At 73.8% G+C, this 11907-nt stretch carries 11 protein-coding genes; 3 read left to right on the top strand and 8 right to left on the bottom strand.

Features of this window, described 5'->3' with window-relative positions; translation table 11 throughout:
- Nucleotides 1-8: 8 nt before the first annotated feature.
- From EV384_RS32445 to EV384_RS32480, 8 genes are all read right to left on the bottom strand, one after another.
- Nucleotides 9-1493, bottom strand: coding sequence for a sugar transferase (locus tag EV384_RS32445; protein ID WP_130339428.1), 1485 nt, complete (start codon nt 1491-1493; stop codon nt 9-11).
- A 212-nt stretch (nt 1494-1705) separates the two neighbouring features.
- Complete coding sequence (locus tag EV384_RS32450) at nt 1706-3466, bottom strand: VWA domain-containing protein (protein WP_130339430.1); 1761 nt, start codon at nt 3464-3466, stop codon at nt 1706-1708.
- Between the two features lie 187 nt (nt 3467-3653).
- Entirely contained in the window at nt 3654-4700 is a 1047-nt protein-coding gene (locus tag EV384_RS32455; protein WP_130339432.1) for a lactonase family protein, read from the bottom strand.
- A 106-nt stretch (nt 4701-4806) separates the two neighbouring features.
- Nucleotides 4807-5409 (bottom strand): GTP-binding protein, encoded by a 603-nt coding sequence (locus tag EV384_RS32460; RefSeq protein WP_130339434.1) that lies wholly within the window; start codon nt 5407-5409, stop codon nt 4807-4809.
- Entirely contained in the window at nt 5390-5779 is a 390-nt protein-coding gene (locus EV384_RS32465; protein ID WP_130339436.1) for a DUF742 domain-containing protein, read from the bottom strand. Before EV384_RS32465 ends, EV384_RS32460 begins: the two co-directional genes overlap by 20 nt.
- The gene (locus EV384_RS32470) at nt 5769-6191 is read right to left on the bottom strand and encodes a roadblock/LC7 domain-containing protein (RefSeq protein WP_130339438.1); all 423 of its coding nucleotides are present in this window, start codon (nt 6189-6191) and stop codon (nt 5769-5771) included. The genes EV384_RS32465 and EV384_RS32470 overlap by 11 nt, the downstream gene beginning before the upstream one ends.
- Nucleotides 6191-8533 (bottom strand): sensor histidine kinase, encoded by a 2343-nt coding sequence (locus EV384_RS32475; protein WP_130339440.1) that lies wholly within the window; start codon nt 8531-8533, stop codon nt 6191-6193. The genes EV384_RS32470 and EV384_RS32475 overlap by 1 nt, the downstream gene beginning before the upstream one ends.
- Nucleotides 8534-8765: 232 nt before the next feature.
- On the bottom strand, nt 8766-9749 hold the full coding sequence (locus tag EV384_RS32480) for a catalase (protein WP_423202933.1): 984 nt from the start codon (nt 9747-9749) through the stop codon (nt 8766-8768).
- 172 nt (nt 9750-9921) lie between these two features.
- Between EV384_RS32480 and EV384_RS32490 the strand changes: the two genes are divergently transcribed.
- From EV384_RS32490 to EV384_RS32500, 3 genes are all read left to right on the top strand, one after another.
- Nucleotides 9922-10515, top strand: coding sequence for a hypothetical protein (locus EV384_RS32490; protein WP_130339444.1), 594 nt, complete (start codon nt 9922-9924; stop codon nt 10513-10515).
- Nucleotides 10516-10528: 13 nt separating this feature from the next.
- The gene (locus tag EV384_RS32495) at nt 10529-11536 is read left to right on the top strand and encodes a hypothetical protein (RefSeq protein ID WP_130339446.1); all 1008 of its coding nucleotides are present in this window, start codon (nt 10529-10531) and stop codon (nt 11534-11536) included.
- Between the two features lie 136 nt (nt 11537-11672).
- Nucleotides 11673-11879, top strand: coding sequence for a hypothetical protein (locus EV384_RS32500; RefSeq protein WP_242624398.1), 207 nt, complete (start codon nt 11673-11675; stop codon nt 11877-11879).
- Nucleotides 11880-11907: the final 28 nt, after the last annotated feature.

Below are 11907 nucleotides of genomic sequence, written 5' to 3' on the forward strand. Positions count from 1 at the left end.
CCGGTGGCTCAGTACGCGCCGCGGCTGTTGACCACCGCGCCGAAGGTCTTCCAGAGGATGGTCAGGTCGGCGGCGAGCGACCAGTTCTCCACGTAGTAGAGGTCGAGCCGGATGCCGTCCTCCCAGCTCAGGTCCGACCGGCCGCTGACCTGCCAGAGACCGGTCATGCCGGGCTTCACCAGCAGCCGCCGGGCCACGTCGCCGTCGTACCGGGCCACCTCGGAGGGGAGCGGCGGGCGCGGGCCGACCAGGCTCATCTGGCCGAACAGCACGTTCACCAGCTGGGGCAGCTCGTCCAGGGACCACTTGCGCAGCAGCCGGCCGATCCGGGTGACCCGGGGGTCGTCGCGCATCTTGAACATCAGGCCGTCGGTCTCGTTGCGGGCGGCCAGCTCGGCGAGCAGGGCGTCGGCGTTGACCACCATGGTGCGGAACTTGAAGACGCCGAACTCCTCGCCACCCTGACCGACCCGGACCTGGCGGAAGAGCACCGGCCCGCGGCTGTCCAGCTTGATGGCGAGCGCGATCACCACCAGCACCGGCAGCAGCAGGGTCAGCGCCACGAACGACAGGGACCGGTCGACCAGGCCCTTGACCAGCTTGCGGGCGCCCCGGAACTCGGGCGCCTCGACGTGGATCAGCGGCAGGCCGGCGACCGGCCGGGTGTGGATGCGGGGACCGGCGACGTCGGTCAGCGCCGGGGCGACGACGAGGTCCACCCCGGTCCCCTCGAGCTGCCAGCCGAGCCGGCGCAGCCGGGTCGCGGTCAGCTCGCCGGAGGCGGTGACCGCCACGGTGTCCGCCCCGATGGCGGTGGCCGCCTCGGGGATGCCGCGGAACGAGCCGACCACCGGCACGTCGCCCAGCCGCTGCGGCACCGGGGCGAGCAGCGCGTCGGGGATGCACGCCCCGACCACGTGGTAGCCGGCGTACGGCTCCCGGCGCAGGGTGTGCACCAGCTCCAGCACGTGCGCGGTGTCGCCGACCACCAGCACCTTGCGGGACCAGCCGGCGCCCCGGCACCGGGCCCGGTGCAGCCGCTTGCGGGCGGCGAAGCGGGCCACCTCGAGCCCGACCGTGCCGACCGCGAAGGAGATCGCCAGGAAGCCGCGGGAGACGCCGACGTCGGCGATGTAGCCGGCGATGGCGATGCCGCCGGCCAAACGCAGGCTCGCGGAGCTGATCCGCCGGTACTCGTCGGCTCCGTAGCCGAGCACCCGGTCGTCGTAGCAGCGCAGCGCCCGCAGCGAGATCAGCCAGGCCAGCAGCAGGCCGGGGGCGACCACGACGTACGGGATCTCCGAGCCGCTGGGCTCCTCGTCGCCGAAGCGGGCGACGTACCCGACGAGAATGGCCACCGCCAGAACGGCGGTGTCCAGCACCGCCAGGAGCCGGATGTAGGCCCGCTCGTCGGCACGCGCCGCCGGCCCGGGGCGGTCACCCCTCGGCCGCGACGGGGTCCTGGCGGGGGTCAACAGTGTCGCCGAGGTCACCGGCCCTCCCCATTTCGCTCAGGACGCTCCGGCCGGACGGCCCTCGATCGAGGACCGGCGGCAGAGCACTCCGACATCATGCCTGGATGATTATCGACGCCGATTGCCTCGGACGTATTGCCGTCACTTTTCCCGGCCCGTGCGGGGGCCGGGAAGCGTTCCGCCGTACCGGATTCTCCCGGTACGGCGGAACCGGTTCGCTGAGCGACGAATCAACGCGGCGCGGTCGGGCGCGCCGAGATCGCCTGCAGGAAGATCTCACCGATCTTGGTCGGGTCCGTGGCAACGAAGGCGACGCCATCGGCCTCCCTCGCGATCGACTCGAGCTCCGCCTTGCTGACCTCGGTACCGATACCGATGATGATCACCCGCACCGGCTGCTCCGGGTCCTTGAGCTTCTTCAGCTGGCTGAGCAGTTCGGTCCGCGAGATGCCGTTCTTGTCGTCGTTCTTGCCGTCGGTGAAGAGCACCACCGAGTTGACCCTGCCCGCCTCCCACCCACTCTGGACCTCCTTGTAGGCGGCCAGCATGGTGTCGTACAGGCCCGTGTTGCCGTTCGACGGCTTGATCGCCGCGAGCCCCTGTTGCAGCGCACGCCGGTTGCTGGACAGGCGGTCTATCGCGAGCACCTGCTTGTAGTCCCGGGGACCGTCCAGCTCCGTGGAGAAGGTCCACAGCCCGATCGACCAGGAGTCGTCGAAGAGATCCAGGCCCCGGCTGGCGGCCGCCACCGTGACCGCCTCGCGGCTGGCGTTGCGGGCCGTCGGCACCGGCTCCTTCATCGAACCGGAGACGTCGATGACGGCCAGCATGCGACCGGACTGGGTGGCGACGGCCCAAGTCGTGGTGGCCCGCTGGATCGCGCTGGGGTCCAGCCCAGCCGCGGCGCCCTGACCGGTCGGCGGCACGCTCGCTCCGCCGGCCGGGCTCGGCGCGCCCTGCGGCGCCTTGAACCCCGCACCCCAGTTGCCGTCCGGCGCGCGCAGCGACTGCGCGGCCAGCCGATTGCGGAAGCCCGGGGTGGTGAGCACCTCGAAGAGCACCTTCGCGGCCGACGCCTTTGCCGGCTCGATGCCCGGCAGCACCGCGAACGGGTAGTCCAGCGGCATGGTGTCGTCGAGGTAGAGCGCGGCGAGCTGGACGGGCGGCTTGGTCGCGTTGTACGCGATGACGTCCTCTTCCGAGAGCGCGGCGGCGGCCAGCCCGTTCACGATGGCCGTCGGGTCGTCCGAGCGCGGAAAGCGCGCCAGCAGGTCCTGGCGCACCGAGGAACGGTTGGTGGCCAGGGCCCGCAGCGCCCCGGTCATCGCCTCCTGCGCCTTGACGGGGTCGACGGTGCCGGTGGGGGTTTTGGAGGTGGCGCTGGCGGCGGCGGCCAGCGCGAGCAGCCCGGAGAGGCCGGCCGCGTCCGTGGTCGGCTCGACGATGCCGGCGCGCAGCGGCGGCTTGCTGGTGGTCACCAGCCGCAGCAGGTCTTTCCAGGCGAGCTTCGTCCCTGGCCAGCCCAGCCGGGTGGCCACCGGCTCGGGGAGCGCGACCACGACCGGGCTGCGGGCGATGGAGGCGCCGTTGGTCGGGGCGAAGGCGGTAGCCCCGCCGTTCTTGAGCCGCAGCAGCCAGGTGGAGGAGTCCGGCACCCAGACGTCCGGGGTGATCGTGGTGCGGTTCGCCTGACCGACGCCGGCCAGGGTGGCGCCGTGCTTGCTGGCCACGGCGGCGGCCACGGCGTCCGGCTCGGCGGAGGCGACGTTCACCGCGATGCAGGTGCCACCGATCGCGGCCCCGTCGGCGACCCACTGGTCGGCCGCCGCCGTGACGGCGGGGGCGATCTCCGGGGCGGCCGCGACGGACAGTTGGATCCGCCCGGAGCACGACGGCCCCGCCAGCTGCTGGTAACCGAACCAGGAACCGGTGGCGACGACGAGCACGGTCGCCGCCGCGGCGGCACCTGCCCCACGAAGGCTTGAACGCATGCGATGGCGGCCAGACACGGTGACCATCTTGCGTATCTCGTGGGGTTACTGCCACAACCGTTCGGTTGAAAGTTACGCAGGAGAAACAGTCGATCGCAAAAACGTGACCATGAGTGAGCGGTCAGTCATCCGGCGTGGCCAAGGTCCACTGCGGACGGTCATGTGAGTCGCTTCGGTGACCGCCCGATTACGGGCGGACGCAGGTCGGGCTCGCCACCGGCACGGGCTCCCCCACCGCCGCCGGCACCCCGGTGTCCGGGTCCACCCGGAAGATCCTGATCATGTCGGCCCGTTCGTCGGCGACGTAGAGGTGCTCCCCGGTCAGCGCGAAGTGCCGGGGCCACTCCCCGCCGGTGTCGACCTCGGCCACCAGCCGCGGCGACCCGTCGGCCACCGAGAAGACCGCGACGGTGCCGACCCCGCGGTTGCCGACGTAGAGGAAGCGGCCGTCCGGTCCGACGGCGACCTCGGAGGGCTGCACGTGCCCGGCGCGCCCGCTGGCGTCCACCCGCTCGCGCTGGTGCAGCGCGCCGTCGGCGGTGAGGTCGTACGCGGTGACCGTCCCGTCCAGCTCGCCGACCAGCCAGCAGCGCCGCCCGTCGGGGTGCCGGGCCAGGTGCCGGGGGCCGGTCCCGGCCGGCGTACGCAGCCGCGGGGCGCGGGGCACCAGCCGGCCGGAGGCGGCGTCGAGGTCGTACCGGTAGACCGAGTCGGTGCCCAGGTCGACGGCGAGCAGCGGCCCGGCGCCGAGGTCGGGCGAGACCATGTGGCAGTGCGCCTTCTCCTGCCGCTCCGGGTCCGGCCCGTGCCCCTCGTGGTGGACCAGGTCGCTGCGCTCCCCCGGCACGCCGGCGGAGTCGAGCGGGAAGACGGCCACGCTGCCGCCGCCGTAGTTGGCGACGAAGAGGTGCCGCCCGTCCGGGGCGACCGCCAGGTGGCAGGGTTCGGCGCCGCCGGTCGGCTGGACACCGAGCGGACTCAGGTCGCCGTCCGGGGCCGTCCGGAACGCGCTGACCTGCCCCTCCGCCAGCTCGTTGACGGCGTAGAGCACGGGCAGCGCCGGATGCCGGACCAGGAACGACGGCGACGCGGTGACCACCGCGGTACCCAGCGGGGTCAGCTCCCCCGACGCCGGGTCGCGGCGGGCCGCGAGGATCCCGGCGGCCCGTCCCCCGCTCTCCGCCGTGTAGCCACCGATGTGGACGATCGCTGCCTGCGCGGTCACCCGATCCACCTTCCGCCGATTCCTCCGTCGATCCAACCAGAGGCTTCCCGGGAAGCCGGCCGTTCAGCCGTCTTTTCCGGGACCAATTCGGCGTCCGGCCGCCGGCCCGCCGGGCTCAGGCCGCCGGCACCGGCTCGCCGCGCTGCCGGGCGACGTGCTCGACCAGCGAGATCAGCACCAGCTTCCCGGACTGCCGGTCCCGGGCGTCGCAGAGCACCAGTGGCACGTCCGGGTCAAGGTCGAGCGCGTCGCGCACCGACTCCAGACTGAACCGGCGGGCCCCGTCGAAGCAGTTCACCCCCACCACGAAGGGGATGCCGCGCTGCTCGAAGTAGTCGATCGAGGGGAAGCAGTCGGCCAACCGGCGGGTGTCCGCGAGCACCACCGCGCCGAGCGCCCCGAAGGCCAGCTCGTCCCAGAGGAACCAGAAGCGGTCCTGGCCCGGGGTGCCGAAGAGGTAGACCTGCAGGTCTTCGTTGATGGTGATCCGGCCGAAGTCCATCGCCACGGTGGTGGTCGACTTCTGCTCCACGCCGGAGAGGTCGTCGGTGTCGATCCCGGCCCCGGTCAGGACCTCCTCCGTCTGCAGCGGCCGGACCTCGCTCAACGCGCTCACCAGCGTCGTCTTGCCGGCCCCGAAGCCACCCGCGATGAGGATCTTCAGGGCCAGCGGGATCCGCTGACCGGACCCCTCCCGGTCACAGCGCACGGAGTCCACTGACCACCGCCTTGAGGATGTTGTCGTCGGGCAGGTGTGCGGCTGTCGGCGGCTGGTGCACCGCGACCAACCCGCGGGCGACGAGGTCGCCGAGCAGCACGCGGACCACGCCGACGGCGAGGTCCAGGTCCGCGGCGAGGTCGGCCACCGCGACCGGCCGGCGGGCCAGCTCGACGAGGCGTCGGTGCTCCGGCTGCAGCCCGGGGTGCCCGGCGGGGTCGGCCGTCGGCGCGGCCAGCACGAACGCGACCAGGTCGAAGCCGTCGACCGCCGGCCGGACCCGGCCGCCGGTGAGGGTGTACGGGCGGACGACCGGACCGGCGGCGCCGTCCAGCCACTCGTGCTGCGGCCCCGGCGACTCAGCCCGCATCTGCGGCACCAGACGTCGTGCGGGCCGGGGCGGTCAGGCTCTCCCCGACCCGGATGACCAGCATCGCCATCTCGTACGCCACCAGGCCGATGTCGGCGTCAGCCTCGCTGACCATCGCCAGGCAGGCGCCCTGCCCCGCGGCCGTGACGAAGAGGTACGCGGACTCCATCTCCACCACGGTCTGGCGGACCGCGCCGCCCGTCAGGTGCCGGGTGGCCCCCTTCGCCAGGCTGGAGAAGCCGGAGGCCAGGGCGCAGAGATGCTCCGCGTCGGTGCGGCTCAGCTCGGCCGAGGCGCCGAGCAGCAGCCCGTCCGCCGACAGCACCACCGCCTGGCGGGCGGCGGGCAGCCGCCCCACCAGCTCGTCGAGCAACCAGTCGAGATCGACGTTCTGCCTCGTCGTGTGCACCACTAGGCGTCCCTCTCAGTTGCGGTCAGGGGTTCCGGGGCCGGCGCCGGCGGGGCGGACTCGGCCGCCCGATCGGGAGCGGCGTCGGCGGTCGGCGCGGTCGGGTTCGCGATCGCCCGGGCGCCGTCCCGGCGACCGCGGGCGGTGCCGGCCTGGAGCGCGGACATCTTCCGGCGGACCTCCTCCGGCGGCCGGTGGGCCGGGGTGTCGGCGACCGCCGGCCGGGGACGTGCCACCGGTCCGCGGCGACGGACCCGGCGGGGCAGGCCGTCGCCGTCCTCGGCGGCCTCCACCGAGGAGCCGCGGCCGGCGACGAAGGGCAGCACGGGGGTGGCCGACTCGGGCCGTTCCCGGCCGGGCCGGGTGGCCCTGGGCCGGGGCAGGGTGTTGAGCCGGGTCACCTTGGCCATCCGGAGGTCGTCCTCCCTCGTCGCCCCGTCCCCCGGGCCGGTCGGTCCCACGGCCGGCTCGTCCGTGACCAGGTCGGTCGGGATGAGCACCACCGCGGTGGTCCCGCCGGGGACGGCCGGCCGGAGCTGGACCCGTACGCCGTGCCGGGCGGCGAGCCGGCCCACCACGAAGTGGCCGAGCCGGGCGCTGTCGGCCGGGTCGAACTCCGGCGACCGGGCCAGCTTGCGGTTGGCGTCCTCGAGGGCCCGCGGTGACATGCCCAGCCCCCGGTCAGTGATCTCGACGGCGTACCCGTTCGGCACGGCCTGCCCGGAGACGTCGACCCGGGTGGCGGGCGGGGAGAAGACGGTGGCGTTCTCGATCAGTTCGGCGAGCAGGTGGATCACGTCGCCGACGGCCCGGCCCAGCACGCCGGCCGGCTGCACCACGCCGACGTCCACCCGGTCGTACGACTCGACCTCGGAGATCGCGCCGCGGATCACGTCGACCGCGGCGACCGGGTTCCGCCAGCCCCGGCCGGGCGCCGCGCCGGCGAGGATGACCAGGTCCTCGGCGTGCCGCCGGAGCCGGGTGGCGAGGTGGTCGACCTGGAAGAGGCCGGCCAGCTCGTCCGGGTCCTCGGTGCGCCGCTCCAGCCGGTCCAGCAGCGCCAGCTGCCGGTGCACCAGCCCCTGGCTGCGCCGGGCGATGTTGAGGAAGACCTCGTTGAGGCCCCGGCGCAGGGTGACCTCGTCGACCGCGGCCTGGACGGCGGTCCGGCGTACCTCGTTGAAGGCGTGTCCCACCTGGCCGATCTCGTCGCCGCCGTGGTCCAGCTCGGGCGCCTCCCGGGCGACGTCGACCTCCTCGCCGCGGCGCAGCCGGGCGACCACGTCGGGCAGTCGGTGCTCGGCCATCTCCAGGGCGGCGGTGCGGACGCCGGTCAGCCGGCCGGCCAGCGACCGGCCGACCCGGAGCGCCACCAGGACGCAGACCACGATGGCGAGCAGACCGAGCACCCCGGCGGCGGCGAGCCGGACCAGGATGCCCACCGCCATCGGCACCGAGCGTTCGGCCAGCTTGTCGGCGCCGCTCAGCTCGAACTCCCGCAGGCCCTGCTGGACCGCGGCCTGGCTGGTCTCCCAGGTGCGGACGTCGAGCCGGGGCGGCAGGCCGTCGGCGCGGATCAGCGCCTCCTGCAGGGCGCTCAGCCGGACGAAGGCCTCCCCCTCGGTCAACCGCCGGTATGCGGTCCGCTCCGTTGCGGGCAGGTCGGCCACCGCGGTCTCGGCGAGGAACCGCTGGTTGTCGATGGTCCGGACGAGCTGGTCGTGCTCGCCCTCGGCGAACCGGCCGGCGGCCAGCGCGCCGGCGAGCAGCGCGTCGGTCTGGTTGAGCAGTTCCCGGGAGCGGCCGAGCGCGGTGAGCGCCAGCGCCTCCCGGTTGAGCTCGGCGTCCGGGAGCGTGGCCATCGCGGAGAACGCCTGGAAGGCCGAGGAGATCATTCCGCTGTAGAGGCCGACCGCGCCGGCGCGGTCCACCTGCCGGACGTCGATGAAGCCCCGGCCGGCGGGCAGCGCGTCCAGCGCGGCGACCAGCTGGTCGAGCCGGGTGTCGAGGTGGTCGTCGGCGGCGTCGCGCAGGTCGTCGCCGGCCACCCGGCGGCGCAGCTCGGCGACGGCCCGGTCGGTGCGCAGCCGCTGCGCGGCCAGGTCCGGCAGGGTGGTGTCACCGGCGAGCTGGACCACCGAGAGCCGGCGTTCCCGTTGCAGCTCGGCGACGACGGTCTCGCCGGGGCGGCCGAGGTCGTAGAGGAGGGTCCGGGCGGCGAGCAGGTCGAGGGCGGGGCCGAAGGTGAGCGTGGTGGCGAAGACCCAGAGCGCCAGCAGCGCGGTCACCGGGCCGATGACCAGCGCGGTCAGCTTGGCGCGGATCGGCCAGTCGCGGGTGTTCAATCAGACCTCGCCCGGAAGGTGTCGCAGGAATGGCGCCAGCACCGGCCGGACGTGGTCCCGACGGCGGCGCCGGGCCCCGGCTCGGGCACCTTGGGCAGGATACGTAATCCCCGGCGGATGCACTACCGGCCGTCTCGCCGGTCACTACCGTCCGGGATGTTCCGCTGTGGACGCCGTACGGCCGAGCGCCCCGCCGGACGTACCGGCGGGGCGCTCGTTGCTCACGCGGGGATCAGGCGTTGACCGAGATGCCGAGACCCTCGGCGACCCGGCGGCCGTACTCCTCGTCGCACTGGCCGAAGTGCCAGACCATCTTCTCCTGGATGTGCTTGCCGCACTGGCCCAGCAGCGTGGTCATGTTCTTCACCAGGTCGTCGCGCTCCCACTCCGGCATGGTGCGGAAGCGCTCGCCGGCCTGGCCGTAGTTGTTCTGCCGCTCGATCGGGGCGCGCATGATCTGCCCGGAGACGTGCGGACGGTACTCCCGGTAGGACTCGTCGGCCTCCCGGAGGCCGGCCACCGAGGACGGCTCGAAGTTGATGTGCGGGTTGCCGCCCCGGTTGTCCACTCCGTACGACATCTGGCCGCCGTCCTGGTTGGTGTTCACCTGGACGTCCTCCCGCGGCGCGTTGATCGGCAGCTGGAGGTAGTTCGGGCCCACCCGGTAGCGCTGGGTGTCCGAGTAGGAGAACGTCCGGCCGACCAGCATCTTGTCGTCCGAGAAGTCCAGCCCGTCCACCAGCACGCCGGTGCCGAAGGCGATCTGCTCGTTCTCGTGGTGGAAGTTGGTGACGTTGCGGTTGAGCGTCATCACGCCGACCGGGCGGAGCGGGAAGACGTCCTCCGGCCAGGTCTTGGTGTCGTCCAGCGGGTCGAAGTCCAGCTCCGGGTGCTCGTCGTCGCTCATGATCTGGACGTTGAGCTCCCACTGCGGGTACTCGCCGCGCTCGATCGCCTCGTACAGGTCCTTCGAGGCGTGGGACGGTCGGTGTCGGTGATCGTCCCGCAGTCCCGGCAGACGAGGTGGTCGTGGTCGTCGCCGCTCAGCTCGTACCGGGCGGGGCCGCCGGCCGGGGCGATCCGGCGCAGCAGTCCCGCGCCGGATCGCCGCGTGCAGGACGTCGTAGACCGGCTGGCCGGAGACCCGCCCGAGGCGGGCCCGGCTGAGGCGGGTGATCGTGTCGGCGTCCAGGTGGGGCCTGTCCCGTACCGGCATCACCCCACCCAAGCGCCTTTTCTGGAACGAATCAAGTTTTGGTGGCGGGTCGTCATGTGGGCCTCGCCATGCCCCGGCGAGGGTTTCCGGCCGGTGATCGACCAGGAAAGTGCCCCGAATCGGGATTGGCGATCAGTGCGCGGAGGGAATACCAGCGGGCGAAGGAGGAGCCATGTCGCCCACGCAGGTAGTCGTCATTGTCATCGTGGTGTTGGTGCTCGCGGCGCTGGCCGCAGTCGCCGTGGTGGCGAGCCGCCGCCGCTCGCTCCGGCAGCGCTTCGGCCCCGAGTACGACCGGGTGGTCGCCGAGCGGGACAGCCGCAGCGCGGCCGAGCGGGAGTTGCGGGACCGGGAGCGCCGGCACGCCGAACTCGAACTCACCCCGCTGGACCCGGAATCCCGGACCCGGTACGCCGCGGCCTGGGAAGAGCTCCAGGTCCGCTTCATCGATTCCCCCGCCGAGACCGTCGGCGACGCCGATGAGCTGGTCAGCCGGCTGATCGCCGAGCGTGGGTACCCCACCGGGGACTTCTCCGACCAGATCGCCCATCTCTCCGTCGAGCACGCCCGCACCCTGACCCACTACCGGGACGCCCACGAGATCCGGCTGCGCAACGAGCGCGGCGAGGCCAGCACCGAGGAACTCCGCCAGGCGGTGGTGCACTACCGGGCCCTCTTCGCCGATCTGCTCGGCGAGGACCCGGTCGGGCACCAGCCGCCCGCCCAGCGCCATCCCGACCACCCGCACGACGCCACGAGCCGCTGAGGAGGCTGCCGCGATGCGCCAGGAAGAGCAGCAGGTCACGCACGACCACCCCGAGGCCGTCCGGTCCGCGCCGGTCCCGGTGCCACCGCCGGGCGACGACGACCGGTCCGGGCCGGACCGAATGGGCCGGGCCGACGTACCCGAGGACGCGCTGGACGACCGGGGCACCTTCGACGACCCGGCCGTGGTCGGCGATCCCGTCGACGACCGGCCCGACCTCGACCGACGCGCCCCGGACGCGACCGACGACCGCCGGGACGCCGCGGACCCGGACGAGACCCGCCCGTACGACCTGCGGGACGCCCGGGACGCGGACGCCGAGGCGGCCGATACCGACCGGGACGGCCGGCCCGAGTTCCACGACCCGGCGCCGCTGCCCACCGTCTTCGGCGCGACCACGGTCGGCGACGCGGTGGCCGCCTCGGCGATGGCCAGCGGCCGGCCGGAGGACGAGCGGGACCCGCGCGGCGAGGACACCGCCCGGCCGGGCGACGGCGCCCCGGGGCGGACCGACGCGCTCGACGACGAGCGGGCCGACCCGACGGCCGGCGACCGGCTGCACGACCCCGACCGGTGGGCGGCCGCGCATCCGGGCGACCGGGACGACGCGGTGGCCGCCGGCGCGGCCGGCTACGGCCGCGCCGAGCCGACGATGGTCGACCCGGACGCCACCGCCGGGGCCGCCGGGGCCGGGGCGGCCGGCGCGGGCCTGGCCGGGGCGGCCCGGCCGACGACGGACGCGGTGCCGGCGGACGCGGCCACGCTCTTCGAGCCGGAGACCGCCCAGGGCTTCCGGGACCGCTGGCGGGACGTCCAGCTCCGCTTCGTGGACGACCCGCGGGCCGCGGTCGGCGAGGCGCAGTCGCTGGTCGAGGAGGCGATCGAGGCCCTCTCCGCCGCGCTGCGCGCGCAGAAGACCAGGCTGGGCGGCTGGCAGGACTCCGCCTCGGCCGACACCGAGCAGCTCCGGATCGCCGTCCGCGGCTACCGGGACTTCCTGGACCGCGTCCTCGGTCGCTGACCGGCACCACTGGCGCCCCGGCCGGTCACCGGCCGGGGCGTCGCCGTTCCCGCTTCGGACTCCAAGGCATGAAATTCCACATCCGGGGTAATAGCGCGCGTGAGCTCCGCCGCCGCCCGGCTTCGACATCCGCCGGGTGATCGGTGGGCTCTTCGTCGCGTACGGGGTGATCGTCGGCCTGGTCGGGCTCTTCGACTCGCCGGCCGAGATCGACAAGGCCCAGGGGGTGCGGATCAACCTCGGGGCCGGGGCGGCGATGCTCGTCTTCGGCCTGCTGCTGCTCCTCTGGCAGTGGCTCAGCCCGGTCCGGCCGCCGAGCACGGAGGAGGCCCGGGAGGTTTGACCTTCCCGGCATGGCCCGGTCCGGACGG

It is taken from the genome of Micromonospora kangleipakensis (assembly GCF_004217615.1).
Taxonomy (GTDB): Bacteria; Actinomycetota; Actinomycetes; order Mycobacteriales; family Micromonosporaceae; genus Micromonospora; species Micromonospora kangleipakensis.

Bases quoted from the DNA above. Each gene is read 5' to 3' on its own strand.
- EV384_RS32450 (WP_130339430.1), bottom strand. From the start codon at position 3,466: ATGCGTTCAAGCCTTCGTGGGGCAGGTGCCGCCGCGGCGGCGACCGTG.
- EV384_RS32465 (WP_130339436.1), bottom strand. From the start codon at position 5,779: ATGCGGGCTGAGTCGCCGGGGCCGCAGCACGAGTGGCTGGACGGCGCC.
- EV384_RS32480 (WP_423202933.1), bottom strand. From the start codon at position 9,749: ATGCCGGTACGGGACAGGCCCCACCTGGACGCCGACACGATCACCCGC.
- EV384_RS32490 (WP_130339444.1), top strand. From the start codon at position 9,922: ATGTCGCCCACGCAGGTAGTCGTCATTGTCATCGTGGTGTTGGTGCTC.
- EV384_RS32495 (WP_130339446.1), top strand. From the start codon at position 10,529: ATGCGCCAGGAAGAGCAGCAGGTCACGCACGACCACCCCGAGGCCGTC.